The 22,002-nt window shown below is 69.2% G+C and carries 20 protein-coding genes; 8 read left to right on the top strand and 12 right to left on the bottom strand.

The window, feature by feature from the left end:
* The first annotated feature begins 12 nt into the window (after positions 1 to 12).
* Entirely contained in the window at positions 13 to 837 is an 825-nt protein-coding gene (locus ACWAT3_RS11025) for an MOSC domain-containing protein (protein WP_460798381.1), read from the top strand.
* Positions 838 to 847: 10 nt separating this feature from the next.
* Here ACWAT3_RS11025 and ACWAT3_RS11020 read toward each other — a convergent pair whose 3' ends face one another.
* Genes ACWAT3_RS11020 through purM form a run of 4 tightly spaced genes read right to left on the bottom strand, consistent with a single transcriptional unit; the run spans position 848 to position 5,741 of the window.
* Positions 848 to 1,765: an aldo/keto reductase gene (locus tag ACWAT3_RS11020; protein WP_460798380.1), complete on the bottom strand. Its 918-nt coding sequence runs from the start codon at positions 1,763 to 1,765 to the stop codon at positions 848 to 850.
* 59 nt (positions 1,766 to 1,824) lie between these two features.
* Positions 1,825 to 3,117, bottom strand: coding sequence for an MFS transporter (locus ACWAT3_RS11015; protein WP_460798378.1), 1,293 nt, complete (start codon positions 3,115 to 3,117; stop codon positions 1,825 to 1,827).
* A gap of 8 nt (positions 3,118 to 3,125) precedes the next feature.
* Entirely contained in the window at positions 3,126 to 4,598 is a 1,473-nt protein-coding gene (purF, locus tag ACWAT3_RS11010; protein ID WP_460798376.1) for an amidophosphoribosyltransferase, read from the bottom strand.
* 6 nt (positions 4,599 to 4,604) lie between these two features.
* A complete protein-coding gene (gene purM, locus ACWAT3_RS11005; protein WP_460798375.1) occupies positions 4,605 to 5,741 on the bottom strand; it encodes a phosphoribosylformylglycinamidine cyclo-ligase in 1,137 nt (378 codons plus the stop codon).
* Between the two features lie 77 nt (positions 5,742 to 5,818).
* Between purM and ACWAT3_RS11000 the strand changes: the two genes are divergently transcribed.
* On the top strand, positions 5,819 to 6,424 hold the full coding sequence (locus ACWAT3_RS11000) for a zinc-binding alcohol dehydrogenase (protein ID WP_460798373.1): 606 nt from the start codon (positions 5,819 to 5,821) through the stop codon (positions 6,422 to 6,424).
* Positions 6,425 to 6,427: 3 nt separating this feature from the next.
* Here ACWAT3_RS11000 and ACWAT3_RS10995 read toward each other — a convergent pair whose 3' ends face one another.
* From ACWAT3_RS10995 to ACWAT3_RS10985, 3 genes are read right to left on the bottom strand one after another with little or no spacing between them, the layout of a single operon-like run.
* Positions 6,428 to 6,751, bottom strand: a complete 324-nt coding sequence (locus tag ACWAT3_RS10995) for a potassium transporter Trk (protein WP_460798372.1) — start codon at positions 6,749 to 6,751, stop codon at positions 6,428 to 6,430.
* A 46-nt stretch (positions 6,752 to 6,797) separates the two neighbouring features.
* A complete protein-coding gene (locus tag ACWAT3_RS10990; protein WP_460798370.1) occupies positions 6,798 to 7,166 on the bottom strand; it encodes a sterol carrier family protein in 369 nt (122 codons plus the stop codon).
* 44 nt (positions 7,167 to 7,210) lie between these two features.
* Positions 7,211 to 8,902 (bottom strand): hypothetical protein, encoded by a 1,692-nt coding sequence (locus tag ACWAT3_RS10985; RefSeq protein ID WP_460798368.1) that lies wholly within the window; start codon positions 8,900 to 8,902, stop codon positions 7,211 to 7,213.
* A gap of 65 nt (positions 8,903 to 8,967) precedes the next feature.
* Here ACWAT3_RS10985 and ACWAT3_RS10980 point away from each other — a divergent pair, with 65 nt between their 5' ends.
* Together ACWAT3_RS10980 and purD are read left to right on the top strand one after the other, a co-directional pair.
* Complete coding sequence (locus tag ACWAT3_RS10980; protein WP_460798366.1) at positions 8,968 to 9,648, top strand: NUDIX hydrolase; 681 nt, start codon at positions 8,968 to 8,970, stop codon at positions 9,646 to 9,648.
* A 32-nt stretch (positions 9,649 to 9,680) separates the two neighbouring features.
* Positions 9,681 to 10,958, top strand: coding sequence for a phosphoribosylamine--glycine ligase (gene purD / locus ACWAT3_RS10975; RefSeq protein ID WP_460798364.1), 1,278 nt, complete (start codon positions 9,681 to 9,683; stop codon positions 10,956 to 10,958).
* On the opposite strand, the gene ACWAT3_RS10970 is transcribed toward purD, so the two are convergent.
* The 3 genes from ACWAT3_RS10970 to ACWAT3_RS10960 all read right to left on the bottom strand — a co-directional run bounded on the left by ACWAT3_RS10970 (position 10,959) and on the right by ACWAT3_RS10960 (position 14,773).
* The gene (locus tag ACWAT3_RS10970; RefSeq protein ID WP_460798362.1) at positions 10,959 to 12,137 is read right to left on the bottom strand and encodes an ROK family transcriptional regulator; all 1,179 of its coding nucleotides are present in this window, start codon (positions 12,135 to 12,137) and stop codon (positions 10,959 to 10,961) included.
* A 96-nt stretch (positions 12,138 to 12,233) separates the two neighbouring features.
* Entirely contained in the window at positions 12,234 to 13,286 is a 1,053-nt protein-coding gene (locus tag ACWAT3_RS10965; RefSeq protein ID WP_460798587.1) for an ABC transporter permease, read from the bottom strand.
* A 2-nt stretch (positions 13,287 to 13,288) separates the two neighbouring features.
* Positions 13,289 to 14,773 carry a sugar ABC transporter ATP-binding protein gene (locus ACWAT3_RS10960; protein ID WP_460798585.1) on the bottom strand — a complete coding sequence of 495 codons (1,485 nt, stop codon included), beginning with the start codon at positions 14,771 to 14,773 and terminating at the stop codon, positions 13,289 to 13,291.
* A gap of 301 nt (positions 14,774 to 15,074) precedes the next feature.
* Between ACWAT3_RS10960 and ACWAT3_RS10955 the strand changes: the two genes are divergently transcribed.
* Complete coding sequence (locus tag ACWAT3_RS10955) at positions 15,075 to 16,127, top strand: substrate-binding domain-containing protein (RefSeq protein WP_460798360.1); 1,053 nt, start codon at positions 15,075 to 15,077, stop codon at positions 16,125 to 16,127.
* Between the two features lie 59 nt (positions 16,128 to 16,186).
* On the top strand, positions 16,187 to 17,350 hold the full coding sequence (locus ACWAT3_RS10950) for a Gfo/Idh/MocA family protein (protein WP_460798358.1): 1,164 nt from the start codon (positions 16,187 to 16,189) through the stop codon (positions 17,348 to 17,350).
* 98 nt (positions 17,351 to 17,448) lie between these two features.
* On the opposite strand, the gene ACWAT3_RS10945 is transcribed toward ACWAT3_RS10950, so the two are convergent.
* Positions 17,449 to 17,979: a GNAT family N-acetyltransferase gene (locus tag ACWAT3_RS10945; RefSeq protein WP_460798356.1), complete on the bottom strand. Its 531-nt coding sequence runs from the start codon at positions 17,977 to 17,979 to the stop codon at positions 17,449 to 17,451.
* A 126-nt stretch (positions 17,980 to 18,105) separates the two neighbouring features.
* A complete protein-coding gene (locus tag ACWAT3_RS10940; RefSeq protein WP_460798583.1) occupies positions 18,106 to 19,554 on the bottom strand; it encodes an MFS transporter in 1,449 nt (482 codons plus the stop codon).
* Positions 19,555 to 19,724: 170 nt separating this feature from the next.
* On the opposite strand from ACWAT3_RS10940, the gene ACWAT3_RS10935 reads away from it, so the two are divergent.
* Together ACWAT3_RS10935 and ACWAT3_RS10930 are read left to right on the top strand one after the other, a co-directional pair.
* Entirely contained in the window at positions 19,725 to 20,576 is an 852-nt protein-coding gene (locus ACWAT3_RS10935) for a phosphoribosylaminoimidazolesuccinocarboxamide synthase (RefSeq protein ID WP_460798582.1), read from the top strand.
* 79 nt (positions 20,577 to 20,655) lie between these two features.
* A complete protein-coding gene (locus ACWAT3_RS10930; protein WP_460798355.1) occupies positions 20,656 to 21,996 on the top strand; it encodes a uracil-xanthine permease family protein in 1,341 nt (446 codons plus the stop codon).
* The last annotated feature ends 6 nt before the right edge of the window (positions 21,997 to 22,002 follow it).

Here is a 22,002-nt window from a genome sequence, read left to right as displayed (position 1 = left end):
AAGGATGCTGTCATGCCCCGCGTCGTCGCGCTCTACCGTCACCCCATCAAAGGCTTCACGCCTGATTCGCGCGATGCGCTGACGATCCAGCCGGACGGCCGCGTCGCGGGCGACCGCGTGCTCGCATTCCGGTTCGCGGACGCCGCCACCCCCGAGATACGGGACGGCCTGGATTCGTGGCCGAAGTCCAAAGGGCTCGCGCTGGAGACCTTCCCGACGCTCGCCGAGCTGCGCCTGACGTACGACGACGCCGCCAAGCGGGTGCGCATCATGCGCGGAGACCGTCTGCTCGTCGACGCGGGCCTGGATGCCGACGGCCGGCGCGAGCTGTCGGAGGCGGTGACCGCGTTCGTGAACGAGTCAGCCGAGGCGAAGCGGCTGCGGCGTCCTGGGCGATTGCCGATCGTGCTGGTGGGAGACGGTGAGCGCGCGCGGTTCCAGGATCGCGACCGCGGTTACGTGTCCGTGCACAGCACGGCGAGTGTCGCGGCTCTCGGCTCGGCGCTCGAGCAGGAGATCGAAGACCGCCGCTTCCGCTCCAACATCGTGATCGACGGTGTGGAGGCGTGGGACGAGCTCGACTGGACGGGCGAGGTGCGCATCGGCGAGGTGCGGTTCGCCGTCGCCGGACCCATCGTCCGCTGCCTCGCGACGCACGCCAACCCGGACACCGGCATCCGCGACGCCAAGGTCCTCACGACGCTCACGTCGCGCATCGGCCAGCAGGAGCCGACGCTGGGTCGACTCCTGCTGCTGCCCGGTGTGAGCGGAGACGTCGACGACGCCTCCGGTCGGGGCGGAGTGATCCGTCTCGGCGATGCGGTCGTACGGGGCTGAGCCTGCCGGCTCAGGCGTAGCGGCTGTCGTCGATCGGCGACGGAGCTGCGCCGAGTGCCTCCAGCTCGGTCCAGAGCGCATCGGGAATCGGGGTGGCCAGAAGCTCGTCCGACTGCGCCCGGCGCCCCGGCTTCGCTACGCCGACGACGGTGGAGTCCACGAGTGCTGAACGCACCGAGTACTGCAGCGCCACCGCGGCGAGCGGCACCGCGTGCACGGCGCACACCTGCTCCAGCCGCTCGACCCAGGCGATGAGCTCCGGCGATGCCGCCCGGTACTCGTAGATGGCACCCTCGCGCGCGCCGCTCACCAGGATGCCCGAGCCGAACGGGGCGGCGTTGAAGACCGTCATCCCGCGCTCGCGCGCATCGGCGAACACGGGGGCCGCGGACTGGTCCACCGCGGTGAAGCGGTTGTGGATGAGCACGGCGTCGAAGAGCCCGGTGCCGACGTAGCGTGCCATCAGCGGGATGGGTGCCGCGGCCACGCCGATCCCACCGACGCGGCCGGAGTCGCGCAGCTCGATGAGTCCGGCGACGGCCCCCTGCGGCTGCATCGCCTCCTCGAACGTCACCGTGTAAGGGTCGTGCAGGTGCAGCAGCGGCAGTCGGTCGACGCCGAGTCGCGCCGTCGTCTCGTCGAAGGAGCGCAGAACGCGGTCGCGGTCGAAGGCGCCGGTGGCCGGATCGCAGTCGACCTTCGAGATCACCTTCGTCCCGGCATCCGCACCCAGCCGGGCGATCGCGAGGCCGAGCACGGCCTCCGAGCGCGTCGCCGCGTAGTTGTTGGAGGTGTCGACGAACGCGTGACCGCTGGTGAGCAGATCGATCGCCGTCGCGACGGCCGCTTCTTCTTCGGCCGAGCCCGGTTCCGTATTGCGTCCGAGACCGGACGTACCGAGGGTGAGCGGGCTGACGTTGAGTTCCATGGCATCCGTTTCGTGTCGCGGCCGTGTCGGAATCGAACCTATCAACCGCGCCGTCGTGGTCACCAGCGGCCGTGCCGCAACTCCCACTCGTCCTCGACCGTGCGGCGGCGCGCCGTGATAAGACCGAACGGCACCGCCACGATCACCACGGCGGCCAGCAGAAGGAGCGGGGCGGTCCAGGCATCCGTCGCGTCGTGCAGCATGCCGACGATGAACGGGAAGGCCGCCGCCAGCAGGTAGCCGATGCTCTGCACGAAGCTGCTCAGCCCAACCGCACTCTCCGGCGTGCGCGCGCGGATGCTGATGAGTACGAGCGCCAGCGGAAACATCATCGGCAGCAGACCGAACAGGGCGATCCAGATCCATACCGTCACCGGATTCGCGAAGAGCAGCAGCCCGACGATTCCGACGAGGCCGCTCACCGCGGCGACGAGGAAGATGGCCCTGGTCGCCTGGAACCGCACCACGAGCACGGGCACGAGCAGCGATGACGGCAAGCCCATGAACGCGAACAGCGAGAGCAGCAGCCCTGCCGTGGTGGCGTCGACGCCGGCGACACCGGTCACGATGCTCGGCAGCCAGGCGAACGAGACGTACGCCATGGTCGACGATGTGCCGAACACGATCGCGATCGCCCAGGCCAGCGGGAGCCGGGCGAGGCGGGCGAACACACGGGCCCCCGTTGGCGCGATCCGAATCGGACCGGTGGCGAGCGTGACCGGATCGAGCCCGCCCTCGTCGGCCGTCGTCGCCCGCACCGGCACGGCATCCACGGCTTCCGTGCGGGCGCGCGCGAGCATCACGATCCACGGGATGAGACCCGCGAGGGCGAACACGCTCCACAGCCCGAGCGAGAGGCGCCAATCCGACGCATCCGCCACCGGAACCGCGATGAGCGGAGGCACGAAGGTCGACACCGACATCACGGTCGTGTACAGCGTCATCATGAGCCCGAGCCGGTCGGGGAAGTACTTCTTCACCAGCGGCGGGACCAGGATGTTGCCCATGCCGACGCCCGCGAAGATCAGCGCCGTGGTCAGCATGAGCGTCACGGCATCGACCGACAGCGCACGCAGCACGAGCCCGGCCGTGATCGCGGCGAGCGCAAGGAGCATGACGCGCTCCAGCCCGAGGCGGCGCTCCAGCGATGGCGTGGCCAGGCCGAAGATCGCGAAGCACACCGGCGGCGCGGTCCCGATGAGTCCGACCACGGTCGACGACAGCGGGAAGTCCGCCGCGATGTGGTCGATCAGCGGAGACAGCGACGCGACAGCGGAGCGCAGCGAGAACGCGCACAGGACGATGCCGAGGACGGCGAGTGCTCGTCCTCGCCAGAGCGGACGCGCACTCACGTCGGGATTCACGACGTCTGCGTGCTTTCCACCCAGCCGAGGTACTCGTCCGAGACGGTGCCGGTGACGTACTGCCCGTCGAACGGGCTGAGGTCCAGGTCGCTGACAGCCGACCCCTCGGTGATCGCCGCCTTGAGGTCGTCGACCTCCTGGTAGACCAGGTGGTCGCAGCCCAGCGCCTCGGCGATCTCGGGGATCGTACGACCGTAGGCCACCAATTCGTGACGCGACGGCATGTTGATGCCGTAGACGTGCGGATGCCGGATGGGCGGAGCCGCAGACGCGAAGGTCACCGACAGTGCCCCGGCATCCCGTGCCATCTGGATGATCTGCTTGCTCGTGGTGCCGCGGACGATCGAGTCATCGATGAGCAGGACGTTCTTGCCCTGGAACTCGGTCGACATGGCGTTCAGCTTCTGCCGCACGCTCTTCTTGCGAACCGCCTGGCCGGGCATGATGAACGTGCGTCCGACGTAGCGGTTCTTGTAGAAGCCCTCGCGGTACTCGATGCCGAGCTTGCGGGCAACCTCCATGGCCGCGGGGCGCGAGGAGTCCGGGATCGGCATGACGACGTCGATCTCGTCGAGCGGCACGTGCTTGGCGATCGTGTCGGCGAGCTTGTCGCCCATCCGCAGGCGCGACTCGTAGACCGAGATGCCGTTCATGATCGAGTCGGGGCGGGCGAGATAGACGTACTCGAACGCGCATGGGGCGAGCTGCGTCGCGGGTGCGCACTGACGCGAGAAGAGCTCGCCCTCGGTCGTGATGAACACGGCCTCACCGGGCTCGACGTCGCGGACGACCTCGTAGTCGCCGTTCTCGAGCACGAGGGACTCGCTCGCCACGACCCACTCGTCGCGCCCTTCGGCGCCGGGGACCGTCGACGGTCGCTTGCCGAGGATGAGCGGACGGATGCCGAAGGGATCGCGGAACGCGAGCAGGCCGTAACCGGCGATCACGGCGATCACGGCGTAGGCGCCTTCGATGCGCTCGTGCGTGCGGGCGACGGCCTCGAAGATGCGCTCGGGGTCGAGGTCGACCAGCGAGGTGGTCTCCTGCAGTTCGCCGGCGAGCACGTTCAGCAGCAGTTCGGTGTCGCTCGAGGAGTTCAGATGACGGCGGTAGCGGTGCGCCATGTCCGCGGTGAGCTCACGCGTGTTGGTGAGGTTGCCGTTGTGGATGAGGATGATGCCGTACGGCGCGTTCACGTAGAACGGCTGTGCCTCCTCCTCGCTCGACGCCGTGCCCTTCGTGGCGTAGCGGACGTGACCGAGGCCGACGTTGCCGAGCAGGGACCGCATGTCGCGGGTGCGGAACGCCTCGCGCACCATTCCTGATGCCTTGGCCATGTGCATGACGCCGTTGGACTCGGCCGTGGCGATGCCCGTCGCGTCCTGACCGCGGTGCTGCAGCAGCAGCAGAGCGTCGTAGATGTCCTGGTTGACCGGGGCGTTCCCGACGATTCCGACAATGCCGCACATGGGGTGTTACTTCGCTCCGTCCGCGTATGCGCCGACCAGACGCACAGCTCCGCCATCGACGCCCTTGGCGCCCTCTTCGAAATGACCGTCCGGTCGGCCGGACATCGAGACCGTCGCGACCTGCCAGGCGGGGATGCCCTCGGCGGCCAGGGCGCTGATCGCAGCATCCTTCTTCGCGGCGTCGACGACGGCGAGGAACCCGATGCCGAGGTTCCAGGTGCCCTCCGTCGACTCGAGCGACGCACCGGCGATGTCGCTCAGCACGCGGAAGACGGGACTGGGCGACCAGGTCGACCGGTCGACCTCGGCCCAGCTGCCCTGCGGCAGGACGCGCGCGAGGTTGGCGGCGATGCCGCCACCGGTGACGTGGCTGAGCGCGTGGACCGCCCCGACCCCCGCGCCTGCCGAGGGACCGAGTGCTTCGATGAGGCGCAGCAGCGGCAGCGTGTACAGGCGGGTCGGCTCGAGGAGGACCTCACCCCAGGTGGCACCGAAGTCGGCGGCGTTGTCGCCGTAGCCGAGGCCGGCGCCCGCGACGATGTGCCGGACGAGGGAGTAGCCGTTGGAGTGCAACCCGCTGGAGCCCAGCGCCAGCACGACATCGCCGTCGACGACGCGTTCGGCGCCCAGTACGGCATCCGCTTCGACGATGCCGGTGGCGGCGCCGGCGACGTCGTAGTCGCGGGGGCCGAGGAGTCCGGGGTGCTCAGCGGTCTCGCCGCCGACGAGCGCCGTTCCGGTGGCCTTTGCGCCGTCGGCGATGCCGCGGACGATGTCCGCGATGCGCTCGGGCACCACCTTGCCGCAGGCGATGTAGTCGGTCATGAAGAGCGGCTTCGCACCCACCACGACGATGTCGTCGACGACCATGCCGACGAGGTCCTGGCCGATCGTGTCGTGCTTGTCGATCGCCTGCGCGATCGCGACCTTTGTGCCGACGCCGTCGGTGCTCGTCGCGAGCAGCGGCTTGCGATAGCTCAGCAGCGCCGACGCGTCGAAGAGGCCGGCGAATCCGCCGACACCGCCGAGCACTTCGGGACCGTGCGTCGCGCGCACGGACGACTTCATGAGTTCGACGGCGAGATCACCGGCAGCGGTGTCGACACCGGCTTCGGCATAGGGATTGGTGGGAGAGGCAGCCACCCCTCAAGACTACCGCCGCTGAGGGCCCCGGGAATCCGCGGATGCCCAGGGACTGCCAGTCCTCCTACGATGGGTCTATGTCCGAGAAGCCGCAATGGCTCATTCGCGAGGATGCGAGCGTCCCTGTGCTCGTCGCGCTCGCTCTGCGCCAGGAGCTGGGCATCCGCGTTCCGGACGATCTGCCCATGCTGCGCGACCTGACGGTGCGCGCTCCGGATGCCGTGGACGCCACGCCCCCGCTCGAGCGGCAGTGGCGGGAGTACTGGGACATGACGGTCGAGCCGCGTGCGCACCCGGCATCCGTACCGCTCGAACTGGTCGACGGCTTCGACACCCTGGTGGCGCTCCCCCAGGCCGGCGCTGAGGAGCTGCGCGCGGCGATCGCTCCGCATGCGGAGGCGACCCTGCGCTACGCGCGCAACGCGCACCGCCGCTACTCGGACACCATGCGCAATGCCACGGGCGGCGATGCCTACCGTGCGTACGCGTCCGCGATCGCGGAGTTCGAGCGCGACATCGGGCGCCGAGCGCATTCGTTCGAGCTGAACGTGCAGGTGCTGCCGTTCTCGCAGCGCGGGATCTGGTGGATCGGGGCGCTCACCGTCGCCGTGACCGACGGCCTGCGGCGTGACGTCGTGGCGTTCGACACCGCGATTCGGCCGGTGATCGCCGAACTCGCCTGAGCGTCAGGCGGTCTCGTCGTCAGCGACCACGGTCTCGCGGTCGACGCGCACGACGCGGTCATGGCGACGTGCGACGCGCTCGAGGACGAGCGCTGCGACGCCACCGAGAGCGAGGCCGATCGGCACGGTCCACAGCAGCGCGAAGCCGAACACCTGGCTGGGCGGGTAGACGACGCCGAGCGCCGCGGACTCCTCATAGCTGCCGGTCATCGTGACGATCCCGGCCGCGATGATGCCGAGCACGATGCCGAGGCCCATGAACACGCCGAACCGCGGTACGCGCCGGACGGTCGCCTCGACGGTCTCGTGGGATTCGGTGGAGTTCATGCCTCTATTCTCCCACCGCGCGGCTGTGCGTGCGCCCGCGCGCGGCTCAGGGCCGAAGTGGCAGCAGATCGGCGAGATCCGCGCGGATGCCCGAGGCGCTCACCCGCCCGGATGCCGCGGCAGCCGTCCAGGCCTCGGCACCGGTGGCGACGTCGATCCAGGTGGCGGCGTCCATCTCGACCACGTTCGGCGGAGTCCCCCGCGTATGCCGCGGACCCTGCACGACCTGCACCGCACCGAAGGGCGGTACGCGGACCTCGACGCTGTTGCCCGGAGCCTTCTCGTCGAGCAGCTGCAGCAGGTAGCGCACGGCCGTGGCGAGGTCGGTGCGGGCGGGGGCCGTGTCGATCTCGCGGGCGGCGCCGACGGCGGCGAGCGCCGCCCGCCCCGTCACGATGTCGATCTTCCGCGCCATGCGTCCACTCTAGGAGCCCTCGTCGCGAGAGAACTGTTCTGAAGCTACGCGGCGGGGTCGCGCACGAGCCGGACGAAGCGCACGACGAGATCGTCCGCACCGGCGGCGAGCGAGATCCGCAGGCGGGTCGCGTCGGCCTTCACTGCGCCGTCGGGAAGCGCGACGGTCGCCGTGCGCCATCCGCCGCCGCCGGTGCGCTCGACCTGCACCGATGCCCCGGCCTCGGTCTCGATCGCGAAGGGGCCGGTGCCCGCGTCGAGGAAGGTCACCTTGAGCACCGTGTCGCCGATCGTGGATGCCGCGAAGTCCTCGTCCACCTCCAGCACGAATCCGGTGTCGCCCGCACCGACATCGGTCGACAGTCCTTCATGGGCCGTGCCGTTCTCGGCTTCGACCTCACCGGCATGAACATCGGCGTCGGTGCGGTGCGCGATGGATCCCGGCTCATCCACCTGGACGAGCCAGCGTTCGAGGTTGCGCACCCAGGGCTGAGATTCCCACGCACGAGGGAACTCCTGGTCGGCCCAGAAGGTGTCCTCGGCGTCGCGGAAAGCCGCCCACGCGTCGGCCGAGGTCTCGGGCTTCTGACCCAGCGAGAGGCGCACCCAGTCCCAGTGCTCCGGGTGTTCGGCGAGGGAGGAGTCCTCCGGCACGACGTACAGCCAATTCACGCGGAGCTGCAGCGCCTTCAGGTTCGCCTGGCGGATCGCGTAGTACGGATCGCTCGTGAAGTAGCCGCAGTCGTCGAAGCACTCGTTCTCGGTCGCGACGATCCGGTCGCCCGCGTGGATCGGCAACGACTCGTCGACCACCAGATGGCCGTCCGGCTGCACGGCCGAGCCGAACGCCGGCGCCTCGGAGAGGTGGAAGTTGGACACCTCGGTGATGCCGTTGCGGATGCCGAGCCCCTCGGCCACGGCATCCGCTGCGAGCAGGTCGTCGGCCGCGCCGAACGGCCCCCACGGATAGTCCTCCCCGGTGAAGACGAGCTTGTCCGCGTTCTCGCCGAACAGGTCGACGAGGTCGGTCCAGGCGTGGTCGTACCAGTCGAGATAGTTCTCCTCGTCGAGGTCGCCGGCGTCCACGGCATCCGACACGATGTCGTAGTCGAACTCGGCCCAGTCGAACGCACCGGGGACGTAGACGAAGCGCAGCCGCGGATCGTCGGCGAGGCCGAGCTCGACGAAGACCGCGCGGTAGGTGTCGAGGAGGTGGCCCCAGACGCATTCATCCCAGATCGGCAGATGCTCCTGACCGTCCTCCGGACCGTAGGCGGAGACGTCGCAGCCGTCCGCGACCCACTCCGGCGCCCAGGTCTCCCCGCTCGCGAACAGACGCATCCAGAAGTCGCCTGGTTCGGCGAGCTGCTCATCCAGGGAGGCGAGGTCCATCCCCTGCGCCTCGCCGGTCGCTGTGCGATCGATCGGCCCTTCCTCGGTCGGCTGCAGCTGAGCCCAGGTCACATCGACCGCGTGCACGAGAACGCGCTCGTCGTCGTTCGTCTCCTCCGAGAAGAATCCGGAGTTCGACACAGGAAGGGCGGATGCCGGGAGCGTCCAGTCGTCGCCGTCGACGATCGCCACCCCGGAGGCGCCGGCATCCACGAATTCCGCGCGCGGGCCGTCGGCGCTCGCGTCGAGCGGCGCCCCGCTGGGCAGCGGCTCCGACGGGGAAGCGCATCCGGCGAGCAGACAGATGGCGCCGGCGAGTGCGATTGCGCGTGCCGATCTCCTCATACCGGAAGCCTACGGTTGTGCCGGTCGTGGGTGCCGGTGTCCGGACCGCGTCGTAGGCTCGGGGAATGACCGATCCGCAGCATCCGGCCGGCGCGAGAGCCGAGCTGCTGGCGGCGACCGCTGCGCACGACTGGGGCGGTCCGTTCCCCCGGCTCGCCGACCCGGACGCGGCGCGCGAAGCGGCCGTGCTCATCCTGTTCGGCGTGCTCGACAGCATCCCGTCGTCGGCACCGGGTGCCGCGGTCGCCCGCGATCTCGATGTCCTGCTGCAGCGGCGAGCGCCCACGCTGTCCTCGCACCCCGGCCAGGTGTCCTTCCCGGGTGGCGGACGCGAGGACGGTGATGCGGATGCCGCGGCGACGGCCCTGCGCGAGGCCGAAGAGGAGACCGGGCTCGACCCGACGGGCGTCGAGATTCTGGCGACGCTGCCGGAGATCCCGCTCGCGGCGAGCAACCATCGGGTGACACCGGTGCTGGGCTGGTGGCGGCGACCGTCCGACGTCGCCGCCGTCGATCACGCCGAGACCGTCGAGGTGTTCCGGGTCCCGGTGGCGCAGCTGCTCGATCCGGCGACGCGGTTCACCTCCGTGATCGAGCGCGGCGGCCTGCGGTTCAGCGGTCCGGCCTTCGACGTGGACGGCACGATCGTGTGGGGCTTCACCGCGATGGTGCTGGACGGGCTCTTCGAGGCCTGCGGGTGGAACGTCCCGTGGAATCACGGCGACGAGCGCCCCGTCACGATCTGAAGCGTCGCACGCCGGGTCGGTAGTCTGGAGGGGTGAAGATCCTCGTCCTCGGTTCCGGTGCCCGTGAGCACGCGATCATCCTCGCCCTTCGAGCGGAGAGCGCGGAGCATGAGATCTTCGCCGCGCCCGGCAACGCCGGCATCGCGCAGGACGCGACCCTCGCGTCCCTCGACCCGCTCGACGGCGCCGCGGTCACCTCGTTCGCGAACACGCGCGCGATCGACCTCGTCGTGATCGGCCCGGAGGCACCGCTCGTCGCTGGTGTCGCCGATGTGCTGCGTGAGCGGGGCATTCCGGTGTTCGGCCCCGGCAAGGCGGCCGCCCAGCTGGAGGGCTCGAAGGCCTTCTCGAAGCGGATCATGGATGCCGCCGGCGTCCCCACCGGTCGCGCCGTGCGCGCGGCGACGATCGCCGACGTCGAAACGGCGCTCGACGACTTCGGCGCACCGCACGTCGTGAAGGCCGACGGGCTGGCGGCCGGCAAGGGCGTCGTCGTGACCTCGGACCGGGCGGAGGCGCTGGCGCATGCGGCGCACTACCTGCCCGAAGGCCCCGTGCTCGTCGAGGAGTTCCTCTCCGGCCCCGAGGTCTCGCTCTTCTTCCTCAGCGACGGCGACACCGTGCGCGCCCTGAGCCCGGCGCAGGACTTCAAGCGCGCCTACGACGGCGACGAAGGACCCAACACCGGCGGCATGGGCGCCTACACGCCGCTCCCCTGGCTGTCCGAGCAGTTCGGCAGCGAAGCGGAGTTCGTCTCGCTCGTCACCGAGCAGGTCGCCCTTCCCGTCATCCGGCAGCTGGATGCCGAGGGCACCCCGTTCATCGGGCTGCTGTACGCGGGGCTCATCCTCACGGAGTCCGGCGTGCGCGTCATCGAGTTCAACGCCCGGTTCGGCGACCCCGAGACGCAGGTCGTGCTGCCGCGCCTGGTGACGCCGCTGTCCGAACTGCTGTTCGCCGCGGCATCCGGCACGCTGGAGGATCAGCCGCAGCCCGAGTTCTCGGATGACGTGGCGATCACCGTCGTCCTGGCGAGCGAGGGCTACCCGGAGGCGCCGAAGACGGGCCGGCCGATCGAGGGACTGGGCGATGCGGCATCCGTCGAACGCGTGCGGATCGTGCACGCCGCCACTGCGGGCCCTGATGCACCGGGCGGCGACCTGGTGGCCACCGGTGGTCGAGTGCTGAACGTCGTGGCGACGGCATCCGATTTCACCACGGCACGCGCTGCGGCCTACGACGCGATCGGGCGGATCACTCTCGAGGGTGCGCACTTCCGCACCGACATCGCCGCGCGCGTCGCAGAGTAGTCACTCGGCGAAGCTGAAGCTGCGGGGCAGGATCTCGGGGCTCAGCGCGTGTTCGACCGCGAGCAGGCTCGCGCCGCGCACCGCGGCCTCCCCCGCCGTGACGGACTGCACGATCGCGAGATGCTCGGTCGCGAGCGGCATCGAATGCCGGTACACGACCTCGCGGACGCCGGCGATCAGGTGCTCGCCCACGCGCGCCATGGCGCCCCCGATCGTGATGACCGAAGGGTTGAGCAGGCTCACGGATGCCGTGAGCACCTCGCCGAGATCCCGACCGGCCTGACGCACGGCCTGAATCGCCTCGAGGCTGCCCGCCTTCACGAGCGCGATGACGTCCTCGCCGTCGGCCGCCGCGATACCGCGCTCGCTGAGCGAGCGCGCGATCGCCGGGCCCGAGGCCAGCGCTTCCAGGCATCCGGTGTTGCCGCAGTGGCACGGCACGTCCGCGCCGCGCGCGACGCGCACGTGCCCGAAGTCGCCGGCGATGCCCTGCGCGCCGCGCAGCAGGCGCCCGTCCGAGATGATGCCGGCGCCGATACCGGTGGCGACCTTGACGAAGATCAGGTGATCGGTGGTCGGCCAGGCCGCAGCGCGCTCGCCGAGCGCCGACACGTTCACGTCGTTGTCGACGAGCACGGGAACCTGCAGGTGCTGCTGCACCCACCCCGGCACGTCGAAGCCGTCCCAGCCCGGCATGATCGGCGGCTTGGCCGGGCGCCCGGTGGCGTGCTCGACGGGCCCTGGAACGCCGACGCCGACGGCGGCGACGCGGTCGTGGCTCAGCCCTGCTTCGGCGATCAGCTCGGTGGCCGTCTCGGCGAGCCAGGACAGCACTGGCTCAGGACCGAGCGATACGGCGAGCCGACCGGTGCGTTCGGCGAGCACCGTACCGGCGAGATCCGTCACGGCGACGGTCGTGTGCGAAGCCCCGATGTCCGCCGCGATCACGACCCTGGCTGAGGGATTCAGCGCGAACTGCGACGGCGGGCGTCCGCCCGTCGACGCCGCATCGGCCACCGGAGCGATGAGGCCCGTGCGCATGAGCTCGTCGACCCGGGCGGCGACCGTCGAGCGGGCCAGTCCCGAACTCTTCGCCAACTCGGCACGCGTGCGCGGTTCGCCGTCGCGCAGCAGTTGGAACAGCTCGCCGACACCGGCGGAGTTGATGTTACCTGCCATTCTCACCCTGCACTTCTCGTGAACGGCCCGCCGCCGCAGCGGCTCCGCATCCACGCCATCGAGGCCGTCGTTCCAGCGCTTCCGCGTCTGTCGATTCTACGCGGGAGGCGTCGCCTGACCTGCCGGCCGCAGGCGCTTGCGCGGGATTCGGCCGACGGCGAAACGCTGCTGCAGCAGCACGGCGACGACGATGATCACGCCCTTGGCCACGGCCTGCGCGGAGGAGGTGAGATTGTTCTGCACGAACACGTTCGACAGCGTCGCGAAGATCAGCACACCGAACACCGTGCCGGTGATCGTGCCTCGGCCGCCGACGAGGAGCGTGCCGCCGACGACCACGGCGGCGATCACATCCAGCTCGAGCAGCGTGCCGTGCGTCGAGGTGCCCGCCGTCGTACGTCCGAGGAACATGACGGCAGCGATCCCCGCGGTCAGACCGACGAGCGCGTACAGCCACAGCGTGTGGCGCTTCACCTTGATACCGGCCAGACGCGCAGCCTCGGGATTGCCGCCGATCGCGACCGTGCGTCGCCCGAAGGTCGTGCGGTTGAGCACGAACCAGCCGGCGACGGCGACGACGACGAAGATCCAGATGAGGATGTCGATGCCGATCAGGTCGACGTTCATGGCCTTGACGAATTCCCGGTCGCTCAGCACGAGTGTGCGGTTGTTCGCCAGGATCTCGGCGAGTCCTCGCGCACCGACCATCATCGCGAGCGTCGCCATGAAGGCGGCGACCTTGCCGTACGCGATCACGACACCGTTGATGAGCCCGGCACCGACGCCCACGAGCAGCGCGACGACGACGATGACGAGCCAATGCGTCGAACTCGCGATGTCCTGGATGGCCGCGAGCGACGCGACGACGGATGCCAGCGCCAGTACGGCACCGACAGAGAGATCGATGCCGCCCGCGATGATGACGAAGGTCATCCCGACGCTGACCACGCCGACGATCGACGCCTGGCGCAGGATCACGAGCGCGTTGTCGAAGTTGAGGAAGTTGTCGGACGTCACCGCTCCGACGATGATGAGCACCAGCAGCGCCAGGACCAGCCCGAGGTTGCGCCCGAAAGACCCGGAGAGCAGCCTGCGCACCGGCGATACGGTTTCGTCCGGGGCCTGGCCCGGCGCGGTGGGGGTCTGCACGCTCACGCGGCGACTCCTTTCATGACGAGATCGAGCACGCCGTGCTCGTCGATCTGCGATGCGGGGACAGTACTGAGGACGCGGCCGTCGCCGATGACGAGGACCGAATCCGAGAGGCCGAGGACTTCGTCGATCTCGCTGGAGATGACGACGATGGCGTGACCGGATGTCGCGAGTCGGCGGATCAGCGCATAGATCTCGGAGCGCGCGCCGATGTCGACACCGCGGGTGGGCTCGTCGAGCAGCAGCACCGAGCTGCCGCGCACGAGCCAGCGGGCGAGCAGGATCTTCTGCTGGTTGCCGCCGGACAGCGTTGCGGCTGGCCGATCGGGGTCAGCGGGTCGCAGCTCGAGTGCCGCGATCTGCTCCTTCGTGACGCTGCGCTCGCTGCGTTCGTCCAGCCACGGCCCCTTGGCGAAGCGGGTGAACGACGACAGCGTCACGTTCTTGAAGATCGGCTCGCCGAGCACGAGCCCCTGGGACTTGCGCTCCTCGGGGCTGAGCCCGACGCCGGCGGACACGGATGCGGCGACCGAACCGCGTGGGAGCTCCTTGCCCGAGACCCTGACGGTGCCGCGCGATGCCTTGCGGGCACCGTAGATCGTCTCGACGATCTCACTGCGACCGGACCCCACGAGGCCGGCGAGGCCGATGATCTCGCCCGCGCGCACCGAGAACGACACATCGTCGAACACCCCGGCCAGCGCGAGTCCTTCGACCTCGAGCAGCACTGGAGCATCCGCGGCGATGGGTTCCGCAGGCGGGAAGACGTTCTGCACCGATCGCCCGGTCATGTGCTTGATCAACTCCGCCGTCGGCGTATCTGCCACCGGCAGGTTGCTCGCGACCGTCGCGCCGTCCTTCAGGACCGTGATGCGGTCGCCGATCTCGCGGATCTCCTCGAGGCGGTGGGTGATGTAGACGACGGCGATGCCCTGCACCGTGAGCTCTCGGACGACCGCGAACAGGTTGCGCACCTCTTCGGAATCGAGCACTGCGCTGGGCTCGTCCATGATGATGAGCCGCGCGTCGTGCGACAGGGCACGGGCCATGCTGACGATCTGCTTCTCGGCCGCGCTGAGGGTGGCGACCTCGGCGTACGGCGACATCGAGCCGTGGCCGAGACGGTGCAGCAGCGCTCGCGTCTGCTGGATGAGCTGGCGTCGCCTGGTGAACCCGAAGCGATCGAACTCGTGGCCGAGGAACACGTTCTCGGCGACCGTGAGCCCGTCCACGACATCGAGTTCCTGGTACATCGTCGAGATGCCGAGCGAGATCGCCGCCTGCGGGTTCTCGATCTCGACGAGTTCGCCCATCCAGCGGATCTCACCGGCATCCGGCTTGTGGACGCCGGCGAGCGTCTTGATCAGCGTCGACTTGCCTGCGCCGTTCTGGCCCAGCAGGCAGTGCACCTCACCGGGGTACACGTCGAGCTCGACGCCCCGCAGGGCACGCACGCCGACGAAGCTCTTCTCGACACCGCGCATCTCGAGTAATGCCGAAGCATGGTCATCTTTGATCACGCGATGAACATAACATGCTCGATTCGTGAACGCGAGCATCCGTTGCCACGCGACTTCGCGACGTGAGCCGTCGTGAACCGACCGCGATGACTGTCACTCCACGCCCACGAAAGGCCTGTTGACTTCTGATTGCTTGCAAACAAAAGCTGTTCAGATCGTGGCATGTTCTGCTAACTTGACCCACAGCGCCGGTGCGCACCGACCCGGGCCTCGTCGGCCCGGCTCGCACCGCACGCATCTGCATCACATTTCAAGGAGGAAAGACATGCACGGCATGCGCAAACGCGGGCTTCGCCCACTGATGGTCGGAGCGGCAGCACTTGTCGCCGTCTCTCTGTTGGCCGGGTGCACCAGCGACGGCAGCGAAGGCGAAGAGGACTCGGGCAACCAGGGCACCACGAGCGAGGAGAACACGGCATCCGGCGACACCGTCGTCATCGGCTGGTCGGGCCCTGAGGCCGACCACGGCTGGCTGGGTGCCATCAACTCGGGCGCGATCAGCGCGGCGGAGGGATTCGACGACGTCGAGCTGCGCCAGGCCGAGGGAACGAACGACGCCAACCAGCAGATCGCGGCGGTCGAGCAGTTCATCAACGAGGGCGTCGACGCGATCGTGCTCCTGCCGACGGACGGTGCAGCACTGACCCAGGTCGCGCAGAAGGCGATGGATGCCGGCATCCCCGTCATCAACGTCGACCGCGAGTTCTCGAGCACGTTCGCCTCGCGCGTCACGATCCTCGGCGACAACTACGGCATGGGCGTCAGCGCAGGCACCTACATCTGCGAGCAGCTGGATGGCCAGAGCGACGCCGTCGTCGCCGAGATCGCCGGCATCGACTCGCTGCCGTTGACGCAGGATCGCTCGCAGGGCTTCAAGGATGCTCTGGACGAGTGCGGTCTGGAGGTCGGCCCGCGCGTGGCCGCCGACTTCACCGTCGCCGGCGGAGAGAGCGCGACCTCGCAGCTGCTGTCGGCCAACCCGCAGATCGACGCGATCTGGAACCACGACGACGACCAGGGCGTCGGCGTCCTGGCGGCGATCGACGCGGCTGGACGCGACGAGTTCTTCATGGTCGGCGGCGCAGGCAGCGTCAACATGATGGATCACATCAAGGCGGATGACACGGTCGTCAAGGCGACGGTCATCTACCCGTCGACGCAGGCCGCCGACGGCATCGCGCTGGCGCGCCTGGTCGCTCAGGGCAAGACGATGAGCGACCTGGTCACCCCGAGCGTCCCGTACCGGATCGTGCTGGATGCCCCCGTCGTGACCAAGGACAACGTCGACGAGTTCATCGATCTCGCATTCGAGTCCTGATCACACCTGCGGGGCGGGCGCTGCGGCGCTCGCCCCGCACCGTCTCCCCGGGAGGAACGATGGCAACCGAGCTGCGCGTGGCGATGATCGGTCACGGATTCATGGGAGCGGCACACTCCGTCGGGTGGCGCCAGGCCCCGGCAGCGTTCGAGCTCCCGCTGGCGCCGCGCATGACGGTGCTCGTGGGCCGCGATGCCGGGACGACGGCTGCTTCCGCCCGCAGATGGGGCTGGGCGGAATCCTCGACCAACTGGCGGGCGATCATCGATCGTGACGACATCGACGTCGTCGACATCGTCACGCCGGGAGACACGCACGCCGAGATCGCTCTCGCCGCTCTCGCCGCGGGCAAGCACGTGCTGTGCGAGAAGCCGTTGGCGAACTCGGTCCGCGAAGCGGAGGCGATGCGGCAGGCCGCACAGGATGCCGCCGCACACGGCATCCGGGCGATGGTGGGCTTCACCTACCGCCGCGTCCCTGCGGTGACCCTGATGCGCGACATGATCGCGGCCGGGCGCATCGGCACGATGCGGCAGGTGCGCGCGAGCTACCGCCAGGACTGGCTCGCGGATCCGGAGTCGCCGATGACCTGGCGGCTCGACAAGGATCGCGCCGGCTCCGGCGCGCTCGGCGACATCGGCGCGCACATCGTCGACATGGCCCAATTCGTGACCGGGCAGACGCTGACGGAGGTCTCCGCCGCCCTGCAGACGATCGTCACCGAACGCCCGGTGCTCGCCGAGTCGATCGGACTCGGCGGCACGGCCGGTGCGGAGCGAGGGACGGTGACCGTCGACGATCTCGCCCTGTTCCACGGCCGATTCGACTCCGGCGTGCTGGCGAGCTTCGAGGCCACGCGTTTCGCCACCGGACGCAAGAACGCCCTCGACATCGAGATCTCAGGGGATGCCGGTGCACTGCACTGGAGCCTCGAGGATCTGAACGCGCTGGAGTTCTACGACGCCACGCGTCCCCCGCTCGAGCAGGGCTTCACCCGGATCCTGGTGACCGAACCCGAGCATCCGTACCTCGAAGGATGGTGGCCGGCCGGTCACATGCTGGGCTACGAGCACGGGTTCTCGCACCAGGCGAAGGACTTCATCGAGGCCGTCGCGTACGGGCACGACCCGCGCCCGACGTTCACCGAAGGGCTGCACGTGCAGCGCGTGCTGGATGCCGTGGAGCGCAGCGCCTCCGCCGGCGCCGGGTGGACCGAGGTCTGAATCGGCCCGCGTCGGAGAAATCCCGTCCGTCGGACGCGATCCGGTCAATGCGTCCGACGCCGGGTATCTCTCCGACGTTGCGGGGTGGACGCCGCCGGCTACAGCTCGATCCAGTAGCGGCGGAGGCGCGCGTGCCCGGCATCCGCTGCGTCGATGATGTCTTCGAGCTCGCCGCCGGCGCCCTCGATCGTGCGGTAGGAACCCGGGTTGTCGTCATCGCAGGTGAGCATGACCCGCTCGTAGCCGTCGACCCTGGCGATCGCCAGCACCTGACGCAGTGCGTCCTTGACGATCCCTTCCCGGCGACGCGATGGGATCACCGAGTAGCCGATGTGCCCGCCGAACCGGCGCAGCCAGTCGTTGAGCTCGCGCCGGAACGCGATGAACCCGACGACCTGGTCGGCCTCGACGATCCAGAAGAAGTCGCACGGCACATGCCCGTCGGGCAGCGTCGCGCCGGGGTCAGCATAGAGCCGCGCCTTCTCGACGAATGCCTCGCACGCCGCCCGATCCGGAGTGAAACCGGCCTCGTACCCGCCGCCGTCGATGTGACCGCCGTCGAACTCGGCGACCGCGGCCGCCCAGGTTTCGAAGAGGTCGGTGGTCGGGCGCACGAGTTCAATCGTCATCGCTTCAGCACACCAGACCGCTCGGCCTCGCGCAACGCGGCATACGCTGCGTCGGAGAATTCCCGTCCGTCGGACGCAATCGCCCGCTCCCGTCCGACAGTGCGGATTTCTCCGACCGAGGGATGCTCAGGCGCGGGCGAGGGGACGCTCCGCAGCGGGATATTCAGGCTGCGCCCGGGGGCGCAGGAACAGCACAGCCACGACGCCCAGCAGGATGAACGCCGCGGGAAGCAGCATGGTCTGCGCCATCGCGACGGCGAACGGCTCGGCCACGGCATCCGGAAGCGCAGCGCCTCCGAACCCGCCGGGAGCCTCAGCCGCGCCCGGAAGGTTCGCCTCGATCCGGCTCTGCATGAACGCGGCGATCGCGGCCGACCCCAGTACCGAGCCGATCGTGCGCATCGTGTTGTAGATGCCGGCTCCGGCGCCTGCCTGTCGCGGCGAAAGACTCCGCGTGGCTGTGGTCGCGAGCGGACCCCACATGCCGGCGTTGCCGATGCCGAGAATCGCCGAGGGGATGAGCATCCACAGCACGTCGGTGTCGGTGTCCATCATCACCGCGAACAGGAACAGCGAAACCGAGACGAGCAGCAGACCGGGCACGAGCATGAGACGCGGATCGATGCGATCGAGCAGCTTTCCGGCGAACGGCGACAGGAATCCGGCCATGAGCGCCATCGGGATCATCAGCAGCGCAGACTCGGTCGGGGTGAGTCCGCGCGCGAGCTGCAGGAAGAACATCAGCGGCAGCGACTGGGCTGTCACGGTGAATCCGACCGTGACGATCGCGATGTTCGCCCATGAGAAGTTGCGGTCGCGGAACAGCCCCAGCGGCACGAGCGGCTCGTTCTTGGTGCGCGCCTGGTACCAGATGAACAGCGCGAGCACGACGACACCCGTGATGATCAGGCCCCAGACCGAGATCGGGCCCCAGATCATCCCCCAGTCGTAGGCCTCGCCCTCCTGCAGTCCGAACACGATGAGGAAGAGGGCGATCGCGCTGAGGAAGACACCGGGGATGTCGAAGCGATGCGGATGCGTCTGGAGCCTGGGCACGTAGATGCAGGCGAGCACGAACCCGGCGATGCCGACCGGGATGTTGATGAAGAAGATCCACTCCCAGCCGAAGCCGTCCACGAGGAACCCGCCGGCCAGCGGCCCGACGAGCATCGCGACGCCTGAGGTGCCGCCCCACAGGCCCATTGCAGCCCCTCGGCGCTCCGGAGGGAACGTCCGGGTGATCACGGCCATGGTCTGCGGCGTCATGAAGGCAGCCCCCAGGCCCTGCACGGCACGCGCCGCGATCAGCCCTTCGAGCGTCGTCGACAGACCGCACCAGAGGGATGCCGCGGTGAACACCGCCAGGCCGATCAGGTAGATGTTCTTCGGCCCGAACCGGTCGCCGAGGCGCCCGGTGATGAGCAGCGGGACGGCGTAGGCGAGCAGGTAAGCGCTGGTGACCCAGACCACACGGTCGAGGTTGCTCGTGTCCGGATCGAGCGCCGCCTTGATGGCGGGGTTGGCGACAGAGACGATCGTCGTGTCGACGAGGAGCATGAAGAAGCCGATGACCATCGCCCACAGGGCGGGCCAGGGGCTGCGGGGCCGGTGGCCGACCGCGTACGTGCCGGTGGACGGTGTCTGCTCTGGTGTCACTCGGCAAAGCTACACCCGGGTTCAGACATCGACGGGCCGTGCTCAACACCCACTGAACGGTCTGGGATGATGGCCTGGTGAGCGAAGCGATGCGAATCCCCGGCTGGCGGCACGTCTACTCGGGCAAGGTCCGTGACCTGTATGCCTCGGAGGATGCCGCCGACCCGCGCATCCTCGTCGTCGCGAGCGACCGCGTCAGCGCGTTCGACTTCGTGCTGTCCCCCGGGATTCCGCAGAAGGGGGCGCTGTTGACCCGCCTGAGCCGCTGGTGGTTCGCGCAGCTGGACGATGTTCCGAACCACCTCGCCGACGGCGAGCTCCCGGCATCCGTCGCCGATCGGGCGATGCTCGCCCAGTCGCTGGAGATGCTCCCGATCGAGTGCGTCGTCCGCGGCTACATCACCGGATCCGGATGGCTGGAGTACCAGGAGAGCGGCACCGTCTGCGGCATCCCGCTGCCGGCCGGACTCGAGAACGGCGACCGCCTGCCAGAGCCGCTGTTCACCCCCGCGTACAAGGCGCCGATGGGCGAGCACGACGAGAACATCACGTTCGAGCGCACGATCGAGCTCGTCGGCGAGGACAGGGCGACCGAGCTGCGCGACGCATCGCTGCGCATCTACGCCCGCGCGGCCGAGATCGCCGAGGCCAAGGGTCTCATCCTCGCCGACACCAAGTTCGAGTTCGGGACGGATGCCGAAGGCTCGCTGCGCCTGGCGGACGAAGTGCTGACGAGCGACTCGTCACGGTACTGGGATGCCGAGGCGTGGGAGACCGGCACGACGCCGTCCGCCCGCATGGCGAGCTTCGACAAGCAGATCGTGCGCGACTGGCTGGCCTCGAACTGGGACAAGCAGGGCGAGCCGCCCGCACTCCCCGAGGACATCGTGCAGCGCACCGCCGACCGCTACCGGGAGCTTCTCGAGCGGCTGACCGCCTAGCACGCTTCCCAGCGAACGCCCAGGAATCGGTAGTGTTGCCCCAGCATCCCTCGCAGCCCCCGATCACTGAGGAGCCCTCATGCCCGCGTGGAAGATCCACGGCGACGGCCGCACCGTCGCCCCCGGCCAGGTCGTCAAACCCGACGAGCGGCTGAGCTGGCCGGCGACGATCGCGATCGGCGCCCAGCACGTCGTCGCCATGTTCGGCGCCACGTTCCTCGTCCCGATCCTCACCGGCTTCCCGGTGTCGACCACGCTTCTGTTCTCGGGCGTCGGCACCCTGCTGTTCCTGCTCCTGACCCGCAACCGCCTGCCCAGCTACCTGGGCTCGTCGTTCGCGTTCATCGCGCCGATCACCGCCGTGAACGCCGGCCAGACGCTCGAGACCGGCGCGCAGATCTCGCAGGCGCTGGTCGGTGTGGCCGCCGCCGGCATCCTGCTCGCGGGAATCGGCTTCCTCGTCCAGGCCGTCGGCACCGGGTGGATCGACAAGCTCATGCCGCCCGTCGTCGCCGGCTCGATCGTCGCGCTGATCGGCTTCAACCTCGCCCCGGCCGCGTGGAACAACTTCAAGCTCCAGCCGGAACTCGCCTCGGTGACCCTGATCGCGGTGATCCTGTTCAGCGTGCTGTTCCGCGGGTTCCTCGGCCGCATCTCGATCTTCCTCGGCGTCATCGTCGGCTACATCGTGGCCGCCTTCACGGGGCAGGTCGACTTCTCGAAGGTCGGGGATGCCGCGTGGGTCGGCCTTCCCGACTTCCATCTCGCCGCGATCACGGACCCGGCGGCCTGGGCGCTCGTGCCCATGTTCCTGCCTGTCGTGCTCGTCCTCATCGCCGAGAACGTCGGCCACGTGCGCGGCGTCGCGACCATGACCGAGGACCCGTCGATCAACAAGCACACCGGCCGCGCCCTGATCGCGGACGGCATCGCCACCACGATCGCCGGCGGCTTCGGCGGCTCGGGCACGACCACGTACGGCGAGAACATCGGCGTCATGGCGGCCACGCGCGTGTACTCGACCGCCGCCTACTGGGTCGCGGGCATCGTGGCGATCCTGCTCGCGTTCTCGCCCAAGGTCGGCGTGATCTTCAACACGATCCCCGCCGGCGTCCTCGGCGGCGTGACGACCGCGCTGTACGGCCTGATCGGCGTGATCGGCATCAAGATCTGGGTCGACAACCGCGTGGACTTCTCGCGTCCCGTGAACCAGTACACAGTGGCGGTGTCGTTCGTCACCGCGATCGCCGGCTTCGCGATGGGCTGGGGCAGCTTCCAGCTCGGCGCCATCGTGATCGGCACCGTCGCGGCACTGCTCATCTACCACGTGGGCAACGCGATCGCCCGGTGGCGCAGGACCGGCGCCGATGACGGCGGCCCCATCCCGGCGGTCGGACCGCTCGGCGGCGACCCGGAGTGACTCTCG

It is taken from the genome of Microbacterium sp. GXF0217 (genome assembly GCF_054798195.1).
The sequence above is the reverse complement of the archived record's forward strand: the minus strand, read 5'-3'. Positions and strand labels throughout refer to the sequence as shown.

Excerpts from the sequence above, each read along its gene's own strand:
- ACWAT3_RS10955 (WP_460798360.1), top strand. The coding sequence starts at position 15,075 with ATGCACGGCATGCGCAAACGCGGGCTTCGCCCACTGATGGTCGGAGCG.
- ACWAT3_RS10930 (WP_460798355.1), top strand. The coding sequence starts at position 20,656 with ATGCCCGCGTGGAAGATCCACGGCGACGGCCGCACCGTCGCCCCCGGC.
- ACWAT3_RS10995 (WP_460798372.1), bottom strand. The coding sequence starts at position 6,751 with ATGAACTCCACCGAATCCCACGAGACCGTCGAGGCGACCGTCCGGCGC.
- ACWAT3_RS10970 (WP_460798362.1), bottom strand. The coding sequence starts at position 12,137 with ATGGCAGGTAACATCAACTCCGCCGGTGTCGGCGAGCTGTTCCAACTG.
- purF (WP_460798376.1), bottom strand. The coding sequence starts at position 4,598 with ATGTGCGGCATTGTCGGAATCGTCGGGAACGCCCCGGTCAACCAGGAC.
- ACWAT3_RS10940 (WP_460798583.1), bottom strand. The coding sequence starts at position 19,554 with ATGGTCATCGGCTTCTTCATGCTCCTCGTCGACACGACGATCGTCTCT.
- ACWAT3_RS10985 (WP_460798368.1), bottom strand. The coding sequence starts at position 8,902 with ATGAGGAGATCGGCACGCGCAATCGCACTCGCCGGCGCCATCTGTCTG.
- ACWAT3_RS11020 (WP_460798380.1), bottom strand. The coding sequence starts at position 1,765 with ATGGAACTCAACGTCAGCCCGCTCACCCTCGGTACGTCCGGTCTCGGA.
- ACWAT3_RS11025 (WP_460798381.1), top strand. The coding sequence starts at position 13 with ATGCCCCGCGTCGTCGCGCTCTACCGTCACCCCATCAAAGGCTTCACG.
- ACWAT3_RS10980 (WP_460798366.1), top strand. The coding sequence starts at position 8,968 with ATGACCGATCCGCAGCATCCGGCCGGCGCGAGAGCCGAGCTGCTGGCG.
- ACWAT3_RS10950 (WP_460798358.1), top strand. The coding sequence starts at position 16,187 with ATGGCAACCGAGCTGCGCGTGGCGATGATCGGTCACGGATTCATGGGA.
- ACWAT3_RS10945 (WP_460798356.1), bottom strand. The coding sequence starts at position 17,979 with ATGACGATTGAACTCGTGCGCCCGACCACCGACCTCTTCGAAACCTGG.
- ACWAT3_RS11000 (WP_460798373.1), top strand. The coding sequence starts at position 5,819 with ATGTCCGAGAAGCCGCAATGGCTCATTCGCGAGGATGCGAGCGTCCCT.
- ACWAT3_RS10960 (WP_460798585.1), bottom strand. The coding sequence starts at position 14,773 with ATGCGCGGTGTCGAGAAGAGCTTCGTCGGCGTGCGTGCCCTGCGGGGC.
- ACWAT3_RS10935 (WP_460798582.1), top strand. The coding sequence starts at position 19,725 with ATGCGAATCCCCGGCTGGCGGCACGTCTACTCGGGCAAGGTCCGTGAC.
- ACWAT3_RS10990 (WP_460798370.1), bottom strand. The coding sequence starts at position 7,166 with ATGGCGCGGAAGATCGACATCGTGACGGGGCGGGCGGCGCTCGCCGCC.